At 69.5% G+C, this 21,522-nt stretch carries 22 protein-coding genes and 1 pseudogene; 9 read left to right on the top strand and 14 right to left on the bottom strand.

Translation table 11 applies throughout. From position 1 onward, the window contains the following. Nucleotides 1-238: 238 nt before the first annotated feature. From LJ657_RS45115 to cdgB, 3 genes are all read right to left on the bottom strand, one after another. Nucleotides 239-1,684: an NF041680 family putative transposase gene (locus LJ657_RS45115; protein ID WP_232655537.1), complete on the bottom strand. Its 1,446-nt coding sequence runs from the start codon at nt 1,682-1,684 to the stop codon at nt 239-241. 732 nt (nt 1,685-2,416) lie between these two features. Further along, the gene (locus LJ657_RS45110) at nt 2,417-3,343 is read right to left on the bottom strand and encodes a CBM35 domain-containing protein (RefSeq protein WP_232655536.1); all 927 of its coding nucleotides are present in this window, start codon (nt 3,341-3,343) and stop codon (nt 2,417-2,419) included. A 133-nt stretch (nt 3,344-3,476) separates the two neighbouring features. Beyond that, entirely contained in the window at nt 3,477-5,135 is a 1,659-nt protein-coding gene (gene cdgB / locus LJ657_RS45105; RefSeq protein ID WP_232655535.1) for a diguanylate cyclase CdgB, read from the bottom strand. 340 nt (nt 5,136-5,475) lie between these two features. Here cdgB and LJ657_RS45100 point away from each other — a divergent pair, with 340 nt between their 5' ends. Together LJ657_RS45100 and LJ657_RS45095 are read left to right on the top strand one after the other, a co-directional pair. Then, nucleotides 5,476-6,060 (top strand): flavin reductase family protein, encoded by a 585-nt coding sequence (locus tag LJ657_RS45100; RefSeq protein ID WP_232655534.1) that lies wholly within the window; start codon nt 5,476-5,478, stop codon nt 6,058-6,060. Between the two features lie 68 nt (nt 6,061-6,128). Then, nucleotides 6,129-6,358: pseudogene (locus LJ657_RS45095) on the top strand (N-acetyltransferase); the annotation flags it as partial. Here the strand turns inward: LJ657_RS45095 and LJ657_RS45090 are convergent. Both LJ657_RS45090 and arfB read right to left on the bottom strand, forming a co-directional pair. Further along, nucleotides 6,355-7,254 carry a sigma-70 family RNA polymerase sigma factor gene (locus LJ657_RS45090; protein ID WP_232655533.1) on the bottom strand — a complete coding sequence of 300 codons (900 nt, stop codon included), beginning with the start codon at nt 7,252-7,254 and terminating at the stop codon, nt 6,355-6,357. The pseudogene LJ657_RS45095 and the gene LJ657_RS45090 sit on opposite strands and share 4 nt — an antisense overlap. 109 nt (nt 7,255-7,363) lie before the next feature. Beyond that, complete coding sequence (arfB, locus tag LJ657_RS45085; protein ID WP_232655532.1) at nt 7,364-7,801, bottom strand: alternative ribosome rescue aminoacyl-tRNA hydrolase ArfB; 438 nt, start codon at nt 7,799-7,801, stop codon at nt 7,364-7,366. A gap of 173 nt (nt 7,802-7,974) precedes the next feature. Between arfB and LJ657_RS45080 the strand changes: the two genes are divergently transcribed. Continuing rightward, nucleotides 7,975-8,550 carry a TerD family protein gene (locus LJ657_RS45080; protein ID WP_030941300.1) on the top strand — a complete coding sequence of 192 codons (576 nt, stop codon included), beginning with the start codon at nt 7,975-7,977 and terminating at the stop codon, nt 8,548-8,550. A gap of 81 nt (nt 8,551-8,631) precedes the next feature. Here the strand turns inward: LJ657_RS45080 and LJ657_RS45075 are convergent, their stop codons facing one another. Both LJ657_RS45075 and LJ657_RS45070 read right to left on the bottom strand, forming a co-directional pair. Beyond that, the gene (locus tag LJ657_RS45075) at nt 8,632-9,084 is read right to left on the bottom strand and encodes a hypothetical protein (protein WP_232655531.1); all 453 of its coding nucleotides are present in this window, start codon (nt 9,082-9,084) and stop codon (nt 8,632-8,634) included. 56 nt (nt 9,085-9,140) lie between these two features. Continuing rightward, on the bottom strand, nt 9,141-10,598 hold the full coding sequence (locus LJ657_RS45070) for a M1 family metallopeptidase (RefSeq protein ID WP_372488066.1): 1,458 nt from the start codon (nt 10,596-10,598) through the stop codon (nt 9,141-9,143). Between the two features lie 40 nt (nt 10,599-10,638). Between LJ657_RS45070 and LJ657_RS45065 the strand changes: the two genes are divergently transcribed. Continuing rightward, nucleotides 10,639-11,139: a hypothetical protein gene (locus LJ657_RS45065; RefSeq protein ID WP_232655529.1), complete on the top strand. Its 501-nt coding sequence runs from the start codon at nt 10,639-10,641 to the stop codon at nt 11,137-11,139. A gap of 187 nt (nt 11,140-11,326) precedes the next feature. Here LJ657_RS45065 and LJ657_RS45060 read toward each other — a convergent pair whose 3' ends face one another. Beyond that, on the bottom strand, nt 11,327-12,058 hold the full coding sequence (locus LJ657_RS45060; RefSeq protein ID WP_372488065.1) for a pentapeptide repeat-containing protein: 732 nt from the start codon (nt 12,056-12,058) through the stop codon (nt 11,327-11,329). A gap of 268 nt (nt 12,059-12,326) precedes the next feature. On the opposite strand from LJ657_RS45060, the gene LJ657_RS45055 reads away from it, so the two are divergent. Then, nucleotides 12,327-13,829, top strand: a complete 1,503-nt coding sequence (locus tag LJ657_RS45055) for an MFS transporter (protein ID WP_232655528.1) — start codon at nt 12,327-12,329, stop codon at nt 13,827-13,829. A gap of 77 nt (nt 13,830-13,906) precedes the next feature. On the opposite strand, the gene LJ657_RS45050 is transcribed toward LJ657_RS45055, so the two are convergent. Next, nucleotides 13,907-15,313, bottom strand: a complete 1,407-nt coding sequence (locus tag LJ657_RS45050) for an NAD(P)/FAD-dependent oxidoreductase (RefSeq protein WP_232655527.1) — start codon at nt 15,311-15,313, stop codon at nt 13,907-13,909. Nucleotides 15,314-15,323: 10 nt separating this feature from the next. After that, nucleotides 15,324-15,995 (bottom strand): rhomboid-like protein, encoded by a 672-nt coding sequence (locus tag LJ657_RS45045; protein WP_232655526.1) that lies wholly within the window; start codon nt 15,993-15,995, stop codon nt 15,324-15,326. Here LJ657_RS45045 and LJ657_RS45040 point away from each other — a divergent pair. Then, nucleotides 15,994-16,923 (top strand): aminoglycoside phosphotransferase family protein, encoded by a 930-nt coding sequence (locus LJ657_RS45040; protein WP_269787663.1) that lies wholly within the window; start codon nt 15,994-15,996, stop codon nt 16,921-16,923. The two genes, LJ657_RS45045 and LJ657_RS45040, sit on opposite strands and share 2 nt — an antisense overlap. Before the next feature lie 142 nt (nt 16,924-17,065). On the opposite strand, the gene LJ657_RS45035 is transcribed toward LJ657_RS45040, so the two are convergent. Both LJ657_RS45035 and LJ657_RS45030 read right to left on the bottom strand, forming a co-directional pair. Next, nucleotides 17,066-17,344, bottom strand: coding sequence for a hypothetical protein (locus tag LJ657_RS45035; RefSeq protein ID WP_232655524.1), 279 nt, complete (start codon nt 17,342-17,344; stop codon nt 17,066-17,068). Between the two features lie 74 nt (nt 17,345-17,418). Continuing rightward, on the bottom strand, nt 17,419-18,165 hold the full coding sequence (locus LJ657_RS45030; RefSeq protein ID WP_232655523.1) for a hypothetical protein: 747 nt from the start codon (nt 18,163-18,165) through the stop codon (nt 17,419-17,421). A 417-nt stretch (nt 18,166-18,582) separates the two neighbouring features. Here LJ657_RS45030 and LJ657_RS45025 point away from each other — a divergent pair, with 417 nt between their 5' ends. From LJ657_RS45025 to LJ657_RS45015, 3 genes are all read left to right on the top strand, one after another. Further along, nucleotides 18,583-19,047 (top strand): hypothetical protein, encoded by a 465-nt coding sequence (locus LJ657_RS45025; protein ID WP_232655522.1) that lies wholly within the window; start codon nt 18,583-18,585, stop codon nt 19,045-19,047. Between the two features lie 150 nt (nt 19,048-19,197). Next, nucleotides 19,198-19,491 (top strand): hypothetical protein, encoded by a 294-nt coding sequence (locus tag LJ657_RS45020; RefSeq protein ID WP_232655521.1) that lies wholly within the window; start codon nt 19,198-19,200, stop codon nt 19,489-19,491. Nucleotides 19,492-19,735: 244 nt separating this feature from the next. Next, nucleotides 19,736-20,041 carry a hypothetical protein gene (locus tag LJ657_RS45015; RefSeq protein WP_232655520.1) on the top strand — a complete coding sequence of 102 codons (306 nt, stop codon included), beginning with the start codon at nt 19,736-19,738 and terminating at the stop codon, nt 20,039-20,041. A 137-nt stretch (nt 20,042-20,178) separates the two neighbouring features. On the opposite strand, the gene LJ657_RS45010 is transcribed toward LJ657_RS45015, so the two are convergent. After that, nucleotides 20,179-20,586 (bottom strand): hypothetical protein, encoded by a 408-nt coding sequence (locus tag LJ657_RS45010; protein WP_232655519.1) that lies wholly within the window; start codon nt 20,584-20,586, stop codon nt 20,179-20,181. Between the two features lie 123 nt (nt 20,587-20,709). Beyond that, nucleotides 20,710-21,162, bottom strand: a complete 453-nt coding sequence (locus LJ657_RS45005) for a hypothetical protein (RefSeq protein ID WP_232655518.1) — start codon at nt 21,160-21,162, stop codon at nt 20,710-20,712. Nucleotides 21,163-21,522 lie beyond the last annotated feature (360 nt).

The raw sequence follows: 21,522 nt of genomic DNA, 5'->3' as shown, positions 1-21,522 counted from the left end.
TCCGCGGCCTCCAACGCCCCAGCCAGCCGCGCGACTTCCTCCCGCAGTCCTTCCACCCGCACCCGGGCCGCTGTCTCCCGCTCCTCCAGCATTCCCAGCACCGACGCCATCGCGCACCCCTCGCTCACGGAGCGGAAACCAGACGCCGGATGCCTCCCTCACTCCGAGCCAGACCATGCCTGACCAGCGGAAATCAAGCGATCACGTTCGGTTGAGATACGGCTTCTGAGCTTGGCGTTTATCCTCGGCGGGTTTGGTGTTCCTTGATTGATTCAGCACGTTTGACCGTCTTGCCGACGTCGTGACGTGTGGCCCGCTGCCTGTTCTTCGAGCCGGGAGGCCGTCCCGGTCCCGGCTTGGACGGTTTCGGTGCGGCCGACGGACGGGCCGCCGTCGCGCGGACGTTGCGAAACCCCCGGCGGACGCGGGCGGGGGTGAGACGGCGGGGTGCGGCTGGTCGCTCCCAGGGACGGCGCAGGTCCTCGGTGAGTGGGCGGGCGAGGCGGAGCTGGGTGTGGGCGGCGATGATGAGCCAGGTCCACAGATCGGCACTGTCGGCGTGGCGGACCTTCGGTGCCGTCCAGCCGAGGGTCTGCTTCAGGAGCCTGAAGGTGTGCTCCAGGTCGAATCTGCGGAGAAAGGACTGCCACCAGCGGTCCACGTCCGCCGGTGTTGCGGCGTTGGCGGAGCACCACAGCCAGACCGGTTTCGGGTCGCGGTCGCCCGGCAGGCGCTCGACCTTCAGGCGGATCAACGTGCCGTGCAGGATGGGCAGTTCCTCTTTGGCGTGGTCCAGCCATGGGCCGCGGTGGGTGAGCCTGGGGTGCATCCGGTCCCAGGCGATCGTCTCGGCCTTGCCGTAGCGGGTGGTGTCCGTGACCGTGGTGACGTCGGGCTCGTGCCAGCTGTCGGGCTTGGCGAAAGTAAGGACACCGCCGTGCCGACGGGGTCGCCCGCCCTTCGGGCCGGAACGGGTCGGGCCCGGGTCGCGGAGCATGACCCGGTCCGAGCGCAGGCGCCCGAGCAGCATCACCGGCAGGTCGGCCAAGGCGTGGGTGAGGTAGGCGACGTCGTAGCCGGCATCCATCACGATGAGGATCTCCGGGTCGCCCGGCCGCCAGTGCCCGGCCTGCGTCAACCGCTGAACGGCATCGCGCAGTTGGGCGGCGGTGACGAGCGTCGCGTCGTCGGCGGGTCCCAGGCGCACGGCGTCCAGCAGCGCGACCCAGGAGGTGCGACCCGTTTCCAGGGCGGCGACGAAGGAGTACGGCCAGCCCGGCACGAACTGGTCCGTCTTGCGGTCACCACGTCCGTAGACGTGGCAGAACAGCCGATCGTCGCTGGTCGGGGCATCAGGACGGAGCCAGTTGCTCACGTCCACGGCCAACACGATCCGCCCGTCGGCCGCCTTCGGCAGCGGCAGACCGGCCAGCGTGCGACGTAGGCGCGTCGGCTCCAGCCAACCGCGGTCCAAAGCCGCGTACAGCGCACCGTGCCCGCGCCGGTGCTCGACCGCCAGCGACAGCTCGACCAGCGTCTTCACCGGCCCGTCCGCGCACAGCACCGCGTCAGTGAGCTCGAAGAGCGCATCCGCGCGAGCGTAGAGGCATTCGTAGAACTCGACCCGAAAGCGGGACAACACGTCCAACGCCTCGCCCGCGGGCGCATCAGCAGACAGACTCATACACAGCGGCCGTTCTCTTGTACTTCGTGACTCGACATCTCGAAGCGTGGAGAACGGCCGCCTCCGCTGTCCCGGAAAGAACCGCAGATCAGCAGGTCGGGTGACCTGCGACGTTAAACGCCAAGCTGAGTGCTTCCCACAAGACGCCCCTGGACTGGCGCCTCGACCCAAACGCAGCCCGTTGGGCGCGCTGGGCGAGGCAGGCCGAGCGGCTGCGGCGGAGCGGGTGGGGGCTGCCTCTGCTGCCGGAGGAGTCGTACTGGGGCCGCCGGAGGCCCACCGGGCATGGGCGTCGAGTCGGGCCGCCCGACCGGGGACGGTGGGAGACAGCGGAGCGCCCGCAGCGTGCGTACGTGCTCTTTGCTCTGAGCGACGGGGCGATCCATGGCTGACGACGACATTCCAGTCCTGCACCTCGCAGACGACCAAGAGTGGCTTGCCTGGGCCACCCATGTGAGGAAGTGCACCGCAGGGTGTCGGATCGGCTTGAGGGAGGAGTGTGCGGAGGCGGCGCAGCTGCGCGAGGCCGTGCACGAGGCGAGAGCCCGTGCCGCGGACTCGTAGGCGCCGATGGCCCATGTGCCGTAGAGCGCCCGGCACGGCAATGGCCGTACTGGTCCCCTTCTGCGGCCGAGGAACAGTCGAATTGACTACGGGGGTTAGTGCCGCGCAGCCTGAGCCTCACCATGGCGGTCCGCCGATCTGTCGGCGGGCCGTTCCGCTGTCTGAGCCTTACTGCACCCACAGTTGGTCGATGAGGGCGTTGCACTGGTTCCCCTGACCGCAGGAGACCGTCAACGTGTTGGAGCCCTTGGTGAGCGTCACCGGAGCCCAGGTGGACTGCCAGCCCTTCTCGAAGTCACCCTTCGCCTGATGGGTGAAGTTCTTCATGCCCAGCGGCTGTTGGTTGGGGGTTCCATTGACCGTCAGCGTCGCGTTGGCATCCACACCGGGAATGCTGTAGTGCACGTACAGGCGGTACGAGCCGGCTTTCTGGATGTTGACAGTCCAGGTGAGCGAGGCGCCGACATTGTTGAACCCCGTCACATAGACCCCGCCGTCCGCCTTCGCTCCCTTGACGTCCGAGGCCGTGGTCGCGCCACCCCCCAGCTGGAGCGCCTTGGCATCCGTCTTCGGCAGATCCGCCGACGCACTGCTGCTAGCCGACTGACTCGGATTGGAGCTCTGCGAGGTGGACGGCGTGCCGGAGGAGCCGCCGCCCGCCTTGTCGTTCTTGGAGTTGTCGTTCATCATCGCCACGCCGATGCCGATCACGACCGCGGCGACCACCGCGATCGCGCCGATCAGCAGGCCCTTGGTGTTGGGGCCGCGGCGACCGCCGCCGCCACCGCCGGGCATCGGCTGCTGGCTGGTGGGAGCACCGCCCGGGAACGTCTCCGGTGCCGCGTAGTGGGCGCTCGGCTGGCCGTAGGTGGCCTGCTGCTGCGGGACCTGGCCGTAGGCGGCCGTCTGCTGGGCCTGGGCCGGCTGGCCGTACTGGCGCTGGCCGACCGCGCGGTTCCGGTTGCCGGAGCCCGGGTAGCCGTAGCCACCGCCACCGGACGGCGGCTGGGCGCCGTTGGCCTGCCCGTCGGCGTAGAGGTAGCCGAACGGGTCGTCGTCCTCGGGCGTGCTGGCGCCGTTGTTGCCGGACGTCATCTCCGTGGTACTCCTCAGCGGTGCGGGTCGAACGCGATACGTGGGGTCAGAATGGCGAGCCTACCCGCTCCAGCTGCCCCAAACGGGTGACTCGGATCGCATCCGTCCGCGGACCCGGCCCCTGACCTGGAGATCAGCCCGCGCGTCTGTGCTGTTTGGGACGAGATCGTTTCTCTACGTACATCCGCTCGTCGGCGGACTTCAACACTTCGTCCGCGGTCATGCCGCAGTGCGCCCACCCGATGCCGAAGCTGGCGCCCACCCGGACGGCCCGTCCCTCGGCCCGGATCGGCTGGATGATCTCGTTGCGCAGGCGTACGGCGAGGTCGGCTGCGTCGGCCCGGCCCAGCCCGTCGGCGAGGATCACGAACTCGTCGCCGCCGAGCCGCGCGACCGTGTCGCCGTCGCGCACGGCCCGCGACAGCCGCCGGGCGACCTCGATGAGAACCGCGTCACCCGCGTTGTGCCCGAACCGGTCGTTGATCGACTTGAAGCCGTCGAGGTCGCAGAAGAGGACCGCGAGCCCCTTGGTGCCGTCGTCGCGCTCGCTCTCGGGGGCGGCGGTGTGCACATGGTGGTCGAAGCCGTCGAACACCTCGACGCCGCCGCCCGGCCGGAAGTCGAAGCCGTGGCCGCCCGCGTCGTAGACGGGATGGCCGTAGGCCGCGTCCAGGGACTCCAGGGCGCCCGGGTGGCCGGCGCGCTGACACAGGCGGGAGGAGAGGCGGGAGCGCAGCTCGGCGGAGTTCGGCAGCCCGGTGAGCGAGTCGTGGGAGGCGCGGTGGGCGAGCTGCAGCTCGCGGCGCTTGCGGTCCTCTATGTCCTCGACGTGGGTGAGCAGGAAGCGGGGCCCGTCGGCGGCGTCCGCGACGACGGAGTTGCGGAGGGAGACCCAGACGTAGGTGCCGTCGCGGCGGCCGAGTCGGAGCTCCGCGCGACCGCCCTCGGCGGACGTCCTCAGCAGGGTGCCGATGTCCTCGGGGTGGACGAGGTCGGAGAAGGCGTAGCGGCGCATCGCGGAGGCGGGGCGGCCGAGCAGGCGGCACAGTGCGTCGTTGGTCCTGAGGATCCGGCCGTGCTGGTCGCCGCCCATCTCGGCGATCGCCATACCGGAGGGGGCGTACTCGAAGGCCTGCCTAAAGCTTTCCTCACTCGCCCGCAGGGCCTGCTGGTCCCTTTCGAGTCTGACCAGTGCCCGCTGCATATTCGCACGTAGACGCGCGTTGCTGATCGCGATGGCGGCCTGGAACGCATACATCTGGAGCGCTTCGCGACCCCAGGCGCCCGGCCGCCGGCCGTTGCGCGGCCGGTCCACGGACAGGACGCCGATCAGCTCGCCGCAGGATCCGCCGGGCGCGGCGGGCGTGTACATGGGCGCGAACAGCCGGTCCGACGGATGCCACTCGTCCTCGAAGCGGGGTGCGGGGCCGTCGGTGTACCACTGCGGGACGTCGTCGTCGTCGAGTATCCAGCCCTCGGTGTGCGGTATGAAGACCAGGTCGCCCCAGTGCTCGCCCATGCTCAGGCGGCGCTCCCAGGACTCGCGGGAACCGACCCGGCCCGTGATGAGCGCCTCGGCCGCCGGATTGCCGGCGAAGGCGGCGACCACGAGGTCGCCGTCGGGGCGGACGAGGTTGACGCACGCCAGTTCGTACCCGAGTCCGTTGACCACTCCGTCGGCGACGGTCTGCAGGGTGTCCGCCAGGCTTCGGGCCGTGTTCATGTCGGCCATGACCTCGTGCAGTTGTCGCAAAGTCCCAAGACGGACGTAGGGCTCCGACTCGGTCTCCATGCTCGCCCTCCCCCCGAGACCTCGCAGCGAATCAAGGGTTCTCATCGGCGTATCGTCATTGGCAGCTTCCCAGCCACTGAATCACAGCGCGCTGCCCACTCGGTACACAGGGTCAACAATTAATGGCTCTTGTGACTCAAGTCACTACCAAAGATGAACATTTGAGTGGTGTTTCTGTGTTTTCGCTGTGCGTTTAGTCAACGCCCATCGGTGAACCCCGTCGGCGACCTCTGCGGGGAACTCCTCCGGGAACTCCGTCGATGGTCCTAGGTCGTCCTCGGCCCGGTATCGGCCGGGGGCCCGATGCGCCCCGTGCAGGCCGGACACTAGCGTCTCGGGCGTGCCGAACACTCCCGCTGCCATTTTCCCGATCACTGCCCCGCGCGCCTCCGGGCATGCTGAGGGGGTGAGCAACGACGAGTTCCGCGCCGCCATGTCCCGGCTGGCCGCGGGCGTGGTCCTGGTGACCGCACAGGAGCCGCCGCTGGACCCCGACGACCCGTCGGCGCCGGGCGGTGAGGACGTCGGCATGACGGCGACGGCCTTCATGTCCGTCTCCCTCGACCCGCCCCTGGTGCTGGTCAGCCTGCGCGAGGGCTCCCGCATGGACGACCTGCTCGACGAGCAGCCCCTGTGGGCGGTCTCGGTCCTCTCGGAGAGCCAGCGCCACATCGCCGGCCGCTTCGCCATGAAGGGCCGCATCAGCGACCGGTTGTTGTTCGAGGACATCCCGTACGTCCGCGGCGAGGCATCCGGCGCCCCCCTGGTGGGCGGCGCCCTGGCCACCCTGGAGTGCCGCACGGAACAGCGGGTACGGGCCGGTGACCACACCCTGGTGATCGGCCGGGTACTGACGGCGGGCGTGCCGAGCGCGGACGGGGGGCCGCTGGCCTATTTCCGGGGGCGGTACCGCCAACTGGGATGACCCGTCCCTCACGTTCCGTGGCCCTCCAGTGATCACCCGGCTTACGGTGCCCGGATGACGTCGACCCCCGCTCCGGCCTGTGGCGGCTGAACATCGCAGCCGGGAACAGGGCCGCGGCTACGGCCGGTTCGCGGTCGCGTCCGTGGCCGCCGAGATCCGCCGCCGGGGCGGCAGGGAGTTGTACGTCACCTGACACCCCGGCCCGGACGGCCCCGAGGGCTTCTACCTGGGCCTCGGCTTCCGTACGACCGGGGAGACGAGCGGCGGCCAGACGGTCGGGGTGCTGGATCCGGCCTAGGGCCTGCCCTGGTCGACGAGGGTGACGCGCTGCTCCGCCACCCGCGCGGCGTCCAGCACGATGTCGATGACAGCGATCCGCTCCCGCACGAAGGTGAAGGCCAGCGTCCGGTCCAGCCGCCCGTCGATGAACACGGCAAGCCCCGTGACACCGTCGACCAGCGCAGGCCGCGACACGGCCGCGATGTGCCGGAAGCTCGACGCCCCCTTGGCGACGGCCTCCGCCCCCGTCGTCACACCAACCTCCGTGCGCGCAACCACATCGGGATCCAGCAGCTCGACCAGCGCCTCGAAGTCCCCCTCCCGCGCGGCCGCCAGAAACGCGTCCACAACCTCTCGCTGCCGCACCAGATCGGCATCGTGAGCCTCAGCCCCCTGCACCCGACGCCGCGCCCGGCTGGCCAACTGCCGCGCCGCCACAGGGCTCCGCCCCACGATCTCAGCGACCTCCTCGTACGACACCGCGAACAGGTCGTGCAGCACGAACGCCAGCCGCTCGGCGGGGGTCAGCGTCTCCAGTACGACGAGCAGTGCGACGCCCACGGAGTCGGCGAGCAGCGCATCCTGCTCGGGGTCGGCACCACCGGAAACGGCCTCCACGCGCGCGGTGGCCGTACCGCTCTCCAACGGTTCCTCCGCACGCGATTTGCGGGAGCGCAGCATGTCGAGACAGACCCGGCCGACGACAGTCGTCAGCCAGCCACCCAGGTTGTCCACCTGCCGGGCGTCGGTACGGCTCAGCCGGAACCAGGCCTCCTGCACCGCGTCATCAGCCTCGGCGCTCGAACCGAGCATTCGGTAGGCGACGGCACGCAGATGAGGCCGATGCGATTCGAATCGCCGGGCCAGGAATTCCTTCTCCGCCGGAAGGTCGTTCGGAACTTCGCTTTCGCTCATCGCCACAGCTCCCCGCTCACAGGTCCGTTTCCGGTTCTCAGTGACATGACGGACCGGGCGGCGGGGACGTGACAAAGGACGTTCTACGAATACCTTTCCGCGCCCGTCCTTACGACCAGTCCCGGCCGGACCGCCCCCGCTTGGTGTCCGAGCGCTGCTTCTTCTCCCGCAACCGCCGCTCATTGATGCCGCGCGGAATACGGGTCGCCCGGCGCGGCTTCGGCGGCGGCGCGCTGGCCTCGGCGAGGAGGGAGGCGAGCCGTACGGCGGCGGTCTCGCGGTTGCGCCACTGGGACCGGTGCTCGGAGGAACGGACGACCACGACGCCGTCCACGAGCCGTCCGGCAAGCCGCTCCAGCGCCCGCGCCTTCCACACCTCGGGCAGCGCCTCGGTCCTCGCCAGGTCGAAGCGCAGCTCCACCTGGGAGTCACTGGTGTTGACGTGCTGTCCGCCGGGCCCCGACGACCGCGAGAAACGCCACATGAGCTCGGCCTCGGGGAGCGAGACGGAGCCGCGGATGAGGTAGGGACCGGACATGCCCACCATGGTCCCGCAGCTGACCGGCACACGTCACGCGAATATCGTTCACCCGAAGTTCGGTAAAGAAAGTAAAGACACGTGGAACCTTCGGTGCCCCTCTTGGCGTTGGTAGGGGTAGCTGTAGCTTCAAGCCCGTACGTCGTACCGCCGTACGCAAACGAGGGAAAGGACTCCCAACCATGGCTGTAAGCCTGTCCAAGGGTGGCAACGTCTCGCTCACCAAGGAGGCTCCGGGCCTGACCGCCGTCACCGTGGGCCTCGGCTGGGACGTCCGCACCACCACGGGCACGGACTTCGACCTCGACGCCTCCGCGATCGCGGTCAACACGCAGGGCAAGGTCTTCTCGGACGCCCACTTCGTCTTCTTCAACAACAAGCAGACCCCGGACAACACCATCGTCCACACCGGTGACAACCGCACCGGCGAGGGCGAGGGCGACGACGAGGCGATCAACGTCAACCTGGCAGGCCTCCCGGCCGACATCGACAAGATCGTCTTCCCGGTCTCCATCTACGACGCGGAGAACCGCTCGCAGAACTTCGGCCAGGTCCGCAACGCCTACATCCGCATCATCAACCAGGCCGGCGGCGCCGAGATCGCCCGCTACGACCTGTCGGAGGACGCGGCCACGGAGACGGCCATGGTCTTCGGCGAGCTCTACCGCAACGGCGCGGAGTGGAAGTTCCGCGCAGTCGGCCAGGGCTACGCCTCGGGCCTGGTGGGCATCGCGCAGGACTTCGGCGTGAACGTCTGACGCCTGCCGCAAGATACGTGGATCGACGAGGGCCCGGCGCAGTGTGCCGGGCCCTTCGCACTTGTCTGACGGGCCGCCGCGTCACCAGCCCATCGGCCGGTAGTAACCCAGCACCGCCGCCAACTGCGCAAACCAGTCCCCCAGCTGCGCCCTCGGCTTCGCCTGCACCACGCACTCGTAGAACTGGCCGCTCGGCAGCACCACCGCCACCATCAGCGCCTTGCCGTTCGGGCTCGCCTTGTAGTGGACGCTGCCGATCTCCTGCCAGGAGAACTCGATGGCGGCGCCGTGGTCCTCGAAGGCGATGCCCGCGATGTCGACCACGATCGAGTTGTGGACGTCCACCGCCATGAACTCCGGTCCCTCGGCGGGTGGTTGGGGCGCGGCCGGGGCCGGGGCATACGCGCCCGGAGTCGGAGCTGCGTACTGGGGTGGCGGTGGGCCGAAGCCGGCCGGGGCCGTGGCGGGTGGGGGCGGTGGCTGCTGACCGTACTGGGGCTGATTGCCGTACGGCGGCTGCGGCGGTGTCGTCATCGTCTTCCGTCCCCCGGATCGTGGTGTGGCCCCCGGGAGATCTTCCCAGACCCACCTCAAGGGTGGTCCGGCTTCCCCTCCCCGTACAGCCAGTCCTTCCAGATCTCCTTGAAGTCCTTGTCCGGGGCCTTCTTCTCGACGTACGCCGTGAAGTCGCCGGTGTCCGCGCTCCCGTGGCGGTGGGCGGCGGCCCAGCCCTGGATGATGTCGTAGAAGGTGTCGTCGCCGACCGTCTGCCGGATCTTGTGCAGGACCATCGCCCCGCGCTCGTACACAGGGCTGTCGGAGATGTGCGCCGCGCCGCTCGGTTTGGCCGGCGGGTAGGCCCAGATGTCCTTGCCGCCGTCCTCGTAGCGGGATTCGAAGGTCTGCTGGCAGGTGTCGCCGCCGTGGTCCTCGTCCCACAGCCACTCCGCGTACGTCGCGAAGCCCTCGTTGAGCCACATGTCCTGCCAGCTCTTCGGCGTGACGGAGTCGCCGTACCACTGGTGGGCGAGTTCGTGGACGAGGGTCCCGGTGTCGGGGGCGCCGGGGAAGACGGGCCGGTTCTGGGTCTCCAGGGCGTACCCGGCGTCGTCCGGACGGTCGACGATCACTCCGGTGGAGGAGAAGGGGTACGGCCCGAAGTTGGTCTCCTCCCATTCGATGATCTCCGGGAGCTTCGCGAGCACGTTGCGGCTCGCCTCCGTCTGGGTCGGGTCGACGGCGACGTACACGGGCAGGTGCTTGCTGCCGATGGTGTACCGGCTGATGTCGAAGTGGCCGACGGCGAGGGTGGCCAGGTAGGTCGCCATCGGCTCGGCGGTGTGCCAGGTGAAGGTCGTACGGCCGCCGCTGCTCGTCTCGCCCGTCAGCTCCCCGTTGGACACGGCCTGCAGGCCCTTCGGCACGGTGACCGCGATGTCGTACGACGCCTTGTCGGAGGGGTGGTCGTTCCCGGGGAACCACGCCATGGAGCCGGTGGGTTCGCCGAGCGCGAGCGCGCCGTCGGCGGTGCGCAGCCAGCCCTCCTCGGAGTCGTCGGGGTCGGTGATGGTCACCGGGCTGCCGGAGTAGCGGACCGTGACGCGGAAGGTCTCCTCGTCGCGGAGGTCCTCGTGCGGGCGGACGACGAGCTCCTGCCCGGTGTGGTTCCAGCGGGCGCGCTCCCCCTCGACGGTGACCTCGTCGACGTTCAGCCCCTTGAGGTCGAGGTCGAAGGCGGAGAGGTTCTGGGTGGCGCGGGCGGTGATGGTCACGGTGCCGGTGAGGCGGTGGGCGCCGCTCGGGTCGTAGGCGAGCTTCAGGTCGTAGTGGCTGACGTCGTACCCGCCATTGCCCGCCTTCGGGAAGTACGGGTCACGGAGGCCGGAGCCGCCCGGTGTGCCGTGGACACCGCCGCCGCACGCGGTCAGGGCGGGGGCCAGGAGAACGGCGAGGGCGCAGAGAACCGCGGGGGCTCGGCGGACCGCGGGAGCGCGGAAGGCTGCGGGAGCGCGGAGGGCTGGGGGGCGGGCGGGCACGGGTCTGGGCACGCCGGTGATCCTATGGCGGCGGCGTGGCACCATCTCGTACGTGCTCGACATCGGCTACGCCCTCTCCAACCGCTTCCCGGACCCCCCGCAGACGGACTACCGCCGCGCGGACGTCCATGCCCTGCGGCACGACCTGTTCTGCGGTGACGTCTACCTCGCCGACACCAAGGCGGACCGGGAGGTGTCCACAGCCTGGGGATGGGTGCCGGTGCTCGACTTCGCGTGGGCGCTGTGCGACATCGTGGAACGCATCGACCGCGATCCGGCGGGGTCCCGCGCCTCCCGGCCCCAGTACGCGGAGCTCGACTTCACCGAGTCGACCGACCGCATGCTCTTCGAGCGGCGCTTCGGGTGGGTGGATGTGGAGGCCGACTGGATGTCGGCGGAGGAGCCGCCGCTCACCTTCTCGCACAGTGATCTGCGCCGTGAGGCACGGGACTTTCTGCATGACCTGATTGCCGACCTGGTCGACCTGCATGAGTCTCTGGGCGAGAACCCGGCGATCTGGACACTGCAGGCCCGCTTCCCCAGGTTGCCGTGAGTCGGCGCCACCGTCCCCCGTGGGCTGCCGCCCCCGGACCCCCGCTGTCGGCCTGAACGGCCTCGTCCTCAAACGCCGGACGGGCTGGAAGATCAAACTCCTGCCGGTGAAGATCAACCCCCGCCGGTGAAGATCAAGCCCTCGCAAGGCGACAACGAGTCGGCGAACCCCGAAAAGTCCCCGCCCCTCAGCCCTCCACCCGAATCCCCATCTCCGCCGCCAGCACCGGCGCCAGATCAATCAGTTGGCCCGGGCTGATCACCGCCCCCGCCAGCCGGTCCACCCCGCGCCCGATGCCCAGCTCGGCCGCCGCTCTGAGGTCCACGTCCTTCAGGACCGCCGCGGTGAGGTCCACCTGCTTCAGGACGCAGTCCACGAACTCCACGCGCTCCAGCCGGGCACCCCCGAAGTCCGGCTCCACCAGCACGCAGCTCTCGAAGACGACGTCCTTGAGTCTGGCCGCGCGCAGGTTCAGGTAGTCGATCTTGCCGCCGCGGACGACCACCCGCTCCAGGACCGCGCCGTGCAGCTGCAGCCCGCCGAGGCGGGCGTCGACCACCTCGACGTCGCGCAGGGTGGCGTCGGCGAGGTTCGTGCCGACCCCGCGCAGCCCCGTCAGGACCGAGTCGAGCACCCGGGCGTGCTGCAGCCTCGTCTCGTCCAGCGCGCACCCCGTGAGCGCGCAGTCCATGAAACGGGCGCCCCCGCCGTCCTGCCCCGCGAGGTCCGCCTCCCGGAACTCCAGCCCGTCGTAGTCCCCGTCCGGCTCCAACTCCCCGCCCCCGAACGGCTCCAGCGCGGGCAGCCGCAGCTCCGGCCGCCGCGCCCCCTTCACCGCCGTACCGCTGGAACCGCTCGCACCACCGGAACTACCTGTCCCACCGGAACCACCCATCCCGTCCGCCGCTCTCCTCGCCATGCCCCCATGGTGCACTCCGCCACTGACAACGAGCCTGACCAGGCAGAACGCAAGCCCCTGTCACATTCCGCGAGCGCGATCCGTCGTAAGCGCAGAAAGGCGGACGCGAAACGAGGGGGACCGACATCATGCACAAAACGCGCGGGACAACAGGGAAGGTGGTATCGGAGCCATGAGCAGGCACAAAGCATCCGCGCCCGCGTCTACATCCCGATCCCCATCCCCATCCGGGGATGCGATACATCCCGATTCATGGTCTTCTGGCCAAGTGAGCGTCACCCGTACAGGCGAGGCCACCCCTCCCGTGGACGCCGACCCCCGCCGCTGGTGGGGCCTGGTGATCATCGCGCTCGCGCAGCTCATGGTCGTCCTCGACGCGACCATCGTGAACATCGCGCTCCCCTCCGCACAGCGCGACCTGGGCATGTCCGACGGCAACCGGCAGTGGGTGATCACCGCCTACACGCTGGCCTTCGGCGGTCTGCTCCTGCTCGGCGGCCGCATCGCCGACCTGGTGGGCCGCAAGCGGACGTTCGTCTTCGGGCTGATCGGCTTCGCCGCCGCCTCCGCGCTCGGCGGCGCCGCCACCGGCTCCGGCATGCTCTTCGGCGCCCGCGCGCTCCAGGGAGCCTTCGCCGCCCTACTGGCCCCCTCCGCCCTTTCCCTGCTCACCACGACCTTCACCGACCCGAAGGAGCGCGGAAAGGCCTTCGGGATCTACGGCGCCCTGGCCGGCAGCGGTTCCGCGATCGGCTTCATCGTCGGCGGGCTGCTCACCGAGTACCTGAACTGGCGCTGGTGCCTGTACGTCAACGTGCCCATCGCGATCATCGCCGTCTTCGGCGCCTTCGCGCTGCTCCACGACCGCCCCGGCTACAAGGGCGGCCGCCTCGACGTACCGGGTGCGGTGCTGGGCTGCGGCGGACTGGTGGCGATCGTCTACGGCTTCAGCGAGGCCGAGTCGCGGGGCTGGACCGACCCCGTGGTGCTGGCGCTGTTCGCGGGCGGCGTCGTCCTCCTCGTGGCCTTCGTGTGGTGGCAGAACCGGGCCCCGGTGCCCCTGCTCCCGCTCCACATCGTCAGGGACCGCAACCGTGCGGGCTGCTTCCTGACCATGATGCTCGCCGTCATCGGCATGTTCGGGCTGTTCCTGTTCATGACCTACTACCTGCAGGTGGTGCTGGACTACTCGCCGGTGAAGACCGGCCTGGCCTATCTGCCGCTGACCGCCGCGATCATCACCGGCTCCACGCAGATCTCCGCCCGGCTGCTGCAGCACGTGGCGCCGCGCATGCTGATGGTCCCCGGCATGGTCCTCGCGTCCGGCGGCATGATGCTGCTGACCCGGATGACCACCCACTCGTCGTACGCGACCGAGGTCATGCCCGGACTGATCCTGATGGGCCTCGGCATGGGCCTGACCTTCATGCCGGTCTTCGCCACCGCGACCGCGGGCGTCGCCGCGCACGACTCCGGCGTGACCTCGGCGACCGTCAACACCTCGCAGCAGGTGGGCGGATCGATCGGTACGGCCCTGCTGAACACCATCGCCACCACCAGCAGCGCGGCCTACATCGCCGCCCACCTCCACAACCCCGCCCAGAAGGCCCTGATCGCCAAGGAGGGCGTCGTCCACGGCTACACGGTCGCCATCTGGTGGGCCGCCGGGATCATGCTGCTGGCCGGCCTGGTCGCGGGCCTGATGGTGACGGCGAAGGCCCCGAAGCACGGGGCGACCGCCGAGACGCCGGTGCCGGAGCCGGTCGTATAGGGGGCACAAGGGGGCACAAGGACGGGGAGGGGCCGCACGGACCGCGGGCCCCTCCCCTTTCCCTTTTCAGAAAATCGTCAGTGCCGCCCCGCCACCCGATCGGCGAACTGCGCCAGCTTCGACGACTCGGCACTGTAGGTGGCGCGTTCCCGCCGGTCCGCCGCCCGGTAGGTGGCGTACATCCCCTGCACCCCGAGCCACCGCAGCGGCTCCGGCTCCCACTTGCGCACCTTGTGCCCGACCCACGGCAGATCCGTCAGCTCGGTCCGGCCGCCCTGCCCGGAGTCGAACTGCACCAGGTCCCTGAGCGTCCGCGCCGCGAGATTCGTCGTGGCCACCCCCGACCCGACATAGCCGCCCGCCCAGCCGAGCCCCGTCGACCGGTCCAGGGTCACCGTCGCGCACCAGTCCCGGGGCACCCCGAGCACCCCCGACCAGGCATGCTCGACACCCACCCCGGCCAGCGAGGGGAAGAACCGGACCAGGATCTCCCGCAGCGCCTCGACCGTCGCCGCCTGCGTCCGCCCGTCGTTGTCGGTCTTCGACCCGAAGCGGTACGGCGCGCCGCGCCCGCCGAGCGCGATCCGCCCGTCGGCGGTCCGCTGCGCGTACATGTACGCGTGCGCCATGTCCCCGAGCGTCTCCAGCCCGTCCCACCCCACCGATTCCCACTGCCCGGCGGTGAGCGGCTCGGTCGCGATCATCGAGGAGTTCATGGGCAGCCAGGTGCGCCGCTGCCCCTTCAGACTCGCGGTGAACCCCTCCGTGCAGCGCAGGATGTACGGCGCCCGGACCGTCCCGTACGGCGTCACCGCGTGCTTCGGCCGGATCTCCGCCACCGGCGTCAGCTCGTGGATCGTCACCCCGAGCGCCTCGACGGCGGCCGCCAGCCCCTTCACCAGCTTCACCGGGTGCAGCCGCGCCCCGTGCGGGGTCCAGCTCGACCCGACCGCGTCCGCGACCCGGATCCGCTCGGCGGTCTCCCCGGCGCCGTACAGCTCACGGTCCTTCTCCCCGTACGACAGCTCCAGCTCGTGGAAGGCCTTGAGCCGCGCCAACTGGGCGGGCGTGGTGGCGACCTCGAGCACCCCACCCTTGTGGATGCCGGCCTCGATGCCTTCCTCGCCCGCCGCCCGGACGACCTCGTCCACGGTCTCGTTCATGGCCTTCTGCAGCCGTACGGCGGCCTCGCGTCCGTGCAGCTTCGCATACCGGTCGCGCCCCGCGATCCCGTTGTACAGCCAGCCGCCGTTGCGCCCCGACGCCCCGTACCCACAGAACTTCTGCTCCAGGACGGTGATACGGAGGAAGGGCGCCGCCTTCTTCAGGTAGTACGCGGTCCACAGCCCCGTGTACCCGCCCCCGACGATCACGACGTCGGCGGACGCGTCACCGCCGAGCGGCTCCCGCACCGCCGGGAAACCGTCGTCCGCGTACCAGTGGGAGATACCGCCGTTCACGACACTGCTCACCGAGCTGCTCATGGCCGGAAAGCTAACCCCTCAGGGCCGAGACTGTCTCCCTCGGATCCCACGCCTCCCCCCGCCCTCGGACCAGCGGATAACAGGCGAGCCCGATCAGCACCGACACGAAGTGCCCGAAGTCGGTGAAGGTCGGCGAGTCCGCGAGCGGCGCCCCGTACACGAAGAACACGCCCGCCAGATACAGATACCGCCAGGGCGCCACGATCCGGTATGCCAGCACCCCCACCACTCCCGCGAGCGCGTAACTCACCCCGATATCAAGGGAGTTCACGGCCGAGTGCGACACCATCCCGTCCCGCACCGCCTTCAGCAACGCGCCCTCGCTGATCAGCGTGGCCAGCACATGCGCGGCCACGCACACCATCAGCCACCGCAGCGTCCCCAGCCACCGCTCGGCCTGCGCGTGGAAGACGGTGTACTGGAAGGCGGTGTAGAGGAAGGCATACGGAAACCAGTCACCACCGTCGATCCACATCGCGCTCTGCACGAGGACCCGCCCCGGGTCGTTCGACAGCTCATGGATGTTCGTGGACCGCTGCCGCAGGAACTCCTGCTCGAACGCCGGCGGCATGTGGTGCAGCGCGACGGTGGTGACGAACAGGACGGCCAGCCAGACATACGTGCCCGGGGCGCTGCAGACGTAAGCCCAGATCCACTTCCCGATCCCCCGGTCAATTCGCATGAGGCGATTCACGCACGCCAGTATCGTCGCAAGGGTGATCGACATTCCCGGCGAGTTGGCGGCGGCGCAGGAGAAGTTCAACGGCGCGGCGGGCCGGGCCTTCATCGCGGGGCTGCCCCACCTGGCGGAGGAGTTCCTTCAGCGCTGGCAGCTACGGCTCGACGGCCGCCCCATGCACGGAGTCACCGCCCTCGTCCTCCCGGTCCTGCGGTCCGACGGCACCCCGGCCGCGCTGAAGCTGCAACTGCCGGACGAGGAGAGCGAGGGCGAGCCCGTCGCCCTGCGCCGGTGGGACGGCGACGGCGCGGTCCGTCTCCTCGACCACGACGAGACGACCCACACCATGCTCCTGGAACGCCTCGACCACACCCGCATGCTCTCGCAGCTCCCCGGCACCCGCGAGGCCGTCCTGGTCATCGCCCGCCTGCTCGCCCACCTGACCGCGACCCCCGCCCCGGAAGGCATGCGCCGCCTGGGCGACATCGCCCGGGCCATGTTGGACCGGACCTCCTGGGCGCTGAAGCGCATCCCGGACCCCGAAACCCGCAGCCTGATCGCGGACTGCGCGGCCGCCGTACGAGAAGTCGTGGACGAACCCGGCGACCGCCTCCTCCACTGGGACCTGCACGACGAGAACGTGCTGGCCTCCGACCGCGCCCCCTGGCTGGCCATCGACCCCAAACCCCTGGCCGGCGACCCGGGCTTCGAACTCTGGCCGGCGATCGTCAACCGCTTCACCACCGACGAGATCCGCTGGCGCTTCGACGCCATGACGGACGTACTGGCCCTGGACCGCGCACGAGCCCGCGCCTGGACCCTGGGCAGACTCCTCCAGAACACCCTCTGGGACGTGGAGGACGGCCGCTCCCCAGAACCCCGCCGGCTGGAAATCGCCCGGCGCTTGCGCAACCACTCCTCACGGACGTGATCCGCACCGGCCCGCGCTTCCAGCTGTTCCTGCACCGCCGGGACGCCTCCCGCCCCGAGGTCGCCCGTGCCGTCCACCAGGAAGTGCGAAAGCCCAGGCCGGATTGCTCCTGACCTGGGCGAGAAGCGAGTGGCGCGGCAGCTCAGAGAGCCTTGCTGTTGCAGCCCATGTCCGAACCCAGGTGGGCGTCCTGAGCGCCCGGGTTGCCCTCGCCGTTCAGCGCGCCGCCCAGCAGCCCGTTGAGGGCGCCGAGGCTGCCGATGACGTCGACGTTCATGTCGTGCGAGCGGCACTCGATGTCCTGCGTGACGTCGATGTCGTGCCCCGGCTCGCCGTGTGCGAAGGCCGGGCCGACCCCGAAGGCGCCGATGCTGCCGAGGACAGCGGCGCCCACGATGGCGACCTTCTGAAGCTTGCGCATTTCTTCTCCATTGATCGAGCGGAAGTGATCTGCAGCAGATCGAGTTGGGACGGTGGACAACTACGGGCAGGCCATCAGCCGAGTCGGGGCAGACCCAGGTTCCCCACGGGAGGCGCCGCGACCTGTCCGAGTCCGAGCCCGGGCACCTGCGGCGCCGCGCTGGCGGGTGAGACCAGCGGGTCGATGAGCGGGTTCACCTGGGGGTTCACCTGCGGGTTCACCTGCGGGGCCACGTGCGGCGCGGGCTCCGGGTTGAAGACCTGGGGCATGGCGACCTGCGGGGCGACCTTCGGCATCACCTCGGGCGACGACTGCGGGGCGACCTGCGGCTGGACCAGCGGCTGCTGCTGAGGAGCGGACTGCGGGGCGCCGGCCTGCGCACCACCCATCGACGAGGCGACGGCGGTGGCCTGGCTCGGCTGCGGGGCGGCCTGCGGGGCAGGCGCCGGGGGTACGTACTGAGGCGCCGGCTGGGAGTACGACTGCGGGCCACCGGACTGCGCGGTGCTGTCCGCGGTGGACGCGGCAACGGCCCGCGCCGGAGCGCTCTGCGGGGGCGCCGGGTAGTACTGGGGAGCCGGAGCCGGAGCCGGAGCCGCGTAGTACTGCGGGGGCGGAGCGGGGGCCGGGTAGTAGGCGGGCGCCGGGGCCGCGTACTGGGGCGCCGGGTAGTACTGAGGCGCCGGGGCCGGGTAGTAGGGAGCAGCCGGCGCGCCACCGCTGTACCCGGGGTAAGCGTCGGCATGGCTGACGCCGGCGCCGATGGCGGACAGACCGCCGGCCGCTGCTACGACGAGCGCGGCCTTGTGAATCTTTCGCATGGAACCCTCGGCCCTTCAATACCTGTGCAGGGAAATCCGTTGTATTCAGTGCTGTGTTGCGTGCGCTCAGTCTGATGTTCACGCCGGAGCCGACAGCGGATCCCCTTACCCCTCTCACCGGTTCATGGTCGCTGCCCTCTCCCTGCTGGCAACGACATTTCCTTGTACGCGGTCACGGGATCCAGAATTCCGTCACCCATTTGGCATTGATCGGATTAACGGTCCACCGGGGGCGAATGGGTGACCGTTCCCCGACTGCCGTGACCGGCCCAGGACTTACTTCGTTCCCCACGGGGACAGAGCGATGATCCATCACCCACCTCAGCCGCCCAGATCAGCAAGAACAGCCACAACTCCACTGGCTCATCTGCTATTTCAGTACGTTCCATGCCAGGTCAATGAAGGGCCGAAGGTTCCATGCGCAAGTTCCAGCACGTCGCGCTCGTCGTAGCAGCGGCAGGCGGTCTGTCCGCCATCGGCGTCGGCCCCAGTGTCGCCGACGCTCCTGTCGCCTACGGCAATTCCGCTCCGCCCCCGGGCCCCGCCATGGCCGGCGCCTTCACCGCCACCCAGGCCACCGCCCACACGTCGGGCTCGCCCGCACCGCGACAGGCGGCCCCGGCGCAGCCCGCCGAGGTTGCCCCGCAGGTCAACCCGCAGATCAACCCGCAGCTCAGCCCGCACATCTCCCCCCAGCCGGCTCCGGCGCAGTCCAGCGGTTCGGCCGACCAGTTCAACCTCTTCCGCCCGGCCCAGGAGTGCAGTCCGCAGTCCGTTCTCAACGCGAACCTCCCGGTCGCCGTGCTCGCCGCCGCCGAGACCAAGGGCGTCGCCTGCACCCAGGCCAACAGCCAGGCGAACGCCCTCGCCAAGGCCCACTGAGGCCCACCACACCACTCCGGGGAGCTGCCGCGACAAGATCACAGGACACGGCGCGTCGCTAGGTGATTGTCGGTTATTTCCTATTATTCTCCGTAACTGTAAGCAGTCGATCTGTTACAGATCGCACCCACTCACTCCACCGGAGATGACATGCACCAGCTTCGCAAGGCTGCCGTCCTGGTCGCCGCCCTCAGCACCGTCGGACTCCTCGGTGCCGGCACCGCTCAGGCTCACGACGACGGGGGCAAGGGCGGCAAGGGTGGCGACAAGTTCAACGTGCTGCAGAGCTCCAACTGCAAGTCGCACGACCTGAACGTCGACGTCCTCGGCCAGGTCGGCGTCCTCAACGGCCTGCTCGGCAACGCGCTCAACGGCGAGGGCAACGCCGGCGGCCAGGACACCCACATCGGCTCGAGCATGGGCTGCAACAACAGCGCCTTCTAGCCGAATGACGGCCACTTAGACGGCCGAAGAGCGGGAAGCAGGTCCCGGCACCGAGCTCCAGACTCGGTGCCGGGGCCGCCTTTTTTGTCACGGTGGGGTATTTCCGGGCGTCGACCAGGGCAGTGAGGATTCCCCTGAATTCGGCGTGCCGCACAGTCTTTTACGGGTATTTCTTATTAGCCTCCGTAACTGCACGAAGTCGATCCGTGACGGATCGCATCCACTTCACTCCACCGGAGATGTCATGCACAAGCTTCGCAAGGCTGCCGTCCTGGTCGCTGCCCTCAGCAGCGTCGGGTTCCTGAGCGCCGGCGCCGCCCACGCCGATCAGGGCGGTTTCGGCTCGGGTGAAGGCGGCCATCGCGGCGGTGGCGTCAACATCCTGCAGAGCACCACCTGTCGTTCGCACGACGCGAACGTCGACGTCCTCGGCCAGGTCGGCATCCTCAACGGCGTCGCGGGCAACCTGCTGAACGGCGAGGGCAACCCGGGCTCCCAGGACACCCACCTCGGCTCGGACATGGGCTGCAACAACAACGTCGGCAAGTAGGTAGGTCAGTCAATCAGAACCGCCCTTGGTGCCCCGGCCGGTCGGCCGGGGCACCAGGCCTTTCATACGGCCGTACGGCCGGAAAGCCGAAATGCCGGATCGGGAGCAAGCCCGGTCCGGCACTCGCCGATCGCACCTCAGAAATCGAAGTGAGGTGTCGTGACGTGGGGTGTCGTGACGTGGGGCGCCTTGATGTGGAGCGCCTTGACGTGGGGGCGCTTGAACCCCTTGGGAGTCGGTGCCGTGTTGGAGCAGTTCACCACCGGCCCGACGTGCGTGGACCCGTTGTTCAGCATGCCGTCCTCGGGCAGCACCAGGCGCGGCCGGGACGTCGTCGAGCAGCTCTGCGTCTGGTTGACGACGAACGTGCCGCGCTTGTCCTTGTGGACGGTCTGGGTCTTGTGCACGCAGATGATTTCCCCTGCGGCGTTGGTCTTGCAGCCACGCGGGATTTCATCCGCCTGCGCGTGCGCGGCTCCGGCGCAGATCACGGCGATACTTCCGATGATCCCCGTGACGGTCGCGATTTTCTGCCGACTGAACATGCGCTGTGTTCCTTTGGTCGAGATATCGGTACAGCCCGGACGCGCACCCTGATGGGTTTGCCGCGCGTCCGGGCTGCCTTTGGCGTTGAGGGTTCTGTTCAGGTCGTTGCGCCGGGGGCTTCTTTAGTTGGAGCCGTACGGGGCGGCGTACTGCGGCGCGTACTGCGGCGCGGACTGAGGAGCGCCGTACTGGGGCGCGGCGTACTGCGGCGCGGCGTACTGGGGCGCGTACTGCGGCGCGGCGATGTACTGGGGGGCGATGTACTGGGGCGCGGGCTGAGGTGCGGCCATCGGGGCGGCCTGCGGCGCAGCCGGCGGCGCGAAGTTGACGTTCATCGGCGCGAAGTACGGAGCCGCCTGCGGAGCCGCCTGCGGGGCCCCGTACGGAGCCGCCTGCGGGGCGTCGTGCGGAGCCCATCCCCCGCCACCCCCGTAGGCCACGGCGTTGGCCTGCGAGGAAGCCACCGCGGTGGCCCCGCCGCCCCAGCCGTCGGTGGCGCTGCTGACGCCGGCCCCGAGGGCGGAGAGCCCCGCGACCGCAGCAACTACTGCCGCGGCCCGCTGAAACTTGCGCATGATTAGACCCTTTCCTAGCTGGGCGGGAAGCCCTGGCTTGACTACTTAATGTGAGCATATACACACGAAACGTAGTCATTTGGGATCTTGGGCCCTTCTGTGCACCGTGTCGGCTTATGCCAAAGCAACCTTCCGCCCGCTCGGCCGCGGACTCGGAGAGGAAAGGAGTATTGGTGAGATGGGGAGTTGATGATGCCGTTCGGTCGGCGCACTCGGCGCTCTCCCGTAAAACGACGAATCCCCGGCCCCAAGTCACGGGCAGTGGGCGGCAGTCACCCATCTGCCGCGTACAGAGAAACACCGGCACGGAAAAGGCGGATGGCCGGACCGGGTCGCCCCGGTCCGGCCATCCGCCGACTG

It is taken from the genome of Streptomyces guryensis (genome assembly GCF_021261325.1).
GTDB classification, from domain to species: domain Bacteria; phylum Actinomycetota; class Actinomycetes; order Streptomycetales; family Streptomycetaceae; genus Streptomyces; species Streptomyces guryensis.
This window is presented reverse-complemented; position numbering and strand designations above follow the sequence as displayed.

What these genes read in the sequence shown, in the direction of transcription:
- LJ657_RS45115 (WP_232655537.1), bottom strand. Translation starts at nt 1,684, where the DNA reads ATGAGTCTGTCTGCTGATGCGCCCGCGGGCGAGGCGTTGGACGTGTTG.
- LJ657_RS45110 (WP_232655536.1), bottom strand. Translation starts at nt 3,343, where the DNA reads ATGACGTCCGGCAACAACGGCGCCAGCACGCCCGAGGACGACGACCCG.
- cdgB (WP_232655535.1), bottom strand. Translation starts at nt 5,135, where the DNA reads ATGGAGACCGAGTCGGAGCCCTACGTCCGTCTTGGGACTTTGCGACAA.
- LJ657_RS45090 (WP_232655533.1), bottom strand. Translation starts at nt 7,254, where the DNA reads ATGAGCGAAAGCGAAGTTCCGAACGACCTTCCGGCGGAGAAGGAATTC.
- arfB (WP_232655532.1), bottom strand. Translation starts at nt 7,801, where the DNA reads ATGGTGGGCATGTCCGGTCCCTACCTCATCCGCGGCTCCGTCTCGCTC.
- LJ657_RS45080 (WP_030941300.1), top strand. Translation starts at nt 7,975, where the DNA reads ATGGCTGTAAGCCTGTCCAAGGGTGGCAACGTCTCGCTCACCAAGGAG.
- LJ657_RS45075 (WP_232655531.1), bottom strand. Translation starts at nt 9,084, where the DNA reads ATGACGACACCGCCGCAGCCGCCGTACGGCAATCAGCCCCAGTACGGT.
- LJ657_RS45060 (WP_372488065.1), bottom strand. Translation starts at nt 12,058, where the DNA reads ATGGCGAGGAGAGCGGCGGACGGGATGGGTGGTTCCGGTGGGACAGGT.
- LJ657_RS45050 (WP_232655527.1), bottom strand. Translation starts at nt 15,313, where the DNA reads ATGAGCAGCTCGGTGAGCAGTGTCGTGAACGGCGGTATCTCCCACTGG.
- LJ657_RS45040 (WP_269787663.1), top strand. Translation starts at nt 15,994, where the DNA reads ATGAGGCGATTCACGCACGCCAGTATCGTCGCAAGGGTGATCGACATT.
- LJ657_RS45045 (WP_232655526.1), bottom strand. Translation starts at nt 15,995, where the DNA reads ATGCGAATTGACCGGGGGATCGGGAAGTGGATCTGGGCTTACGTCTGC.
- LJ657_RS45035 (WP_232655524.1), bottom strand. Translation starts at nt 17,344, where the DNA reads ATGCGCAAGCTTCAGAAGGTCGCCATCGTGGGCGCCGCTGTCCTCGGC.
- LJ657_RS45030 (WP_232655523.1), bottom strand. Translation starts at nt 18,165, where the DNA reads ATGCGAAAGATTCACAAGGCCGCGCTCGTCGTAGCAGCGGCCGGCGGT.
- LJ657_RS45025 (WP_232655522.1), top strand. Translation starts at nt 18,583, where the DNA reads ATGCGCAAGTTCCAGCACGTCGCGCTCGTCGTAGCAGCGGCAGGCGGT.
- LJ657_RS45020 (WP_232655521.1), top strand. Translation starts at nt 19,198, where the DNA reads ATGCACCAGCTTCGCAAGGCTGCCGTCCTGGTCGCCGCCCTCAGCACC.
- LJ657_RS45015 (WP_232655520.1), top strand. Translation starts at nt 19,736, where the DNA reads ATGCACAAGCTTCGCAAGGCTGCCGTCCTGGTCGCTGCCCTCAGCAGC.
- LJ657_RS45010 (WP_232655519.1), bottom strand. Translation starts at nt 20,586, where the DNA reads ATGTTCAGTCGGCAGAAAATCGCGACCGTCACGGGGATCATCGGAAGT.
- LJ657_RS45005 (WP_232655518.1), bottom strand. Translation starts at nt 21,162, where the DNA reads ATGCGCAAGTTTCAGCGGGCCGCGGCAGTAGTTGCTGCGGTCGCGGGG.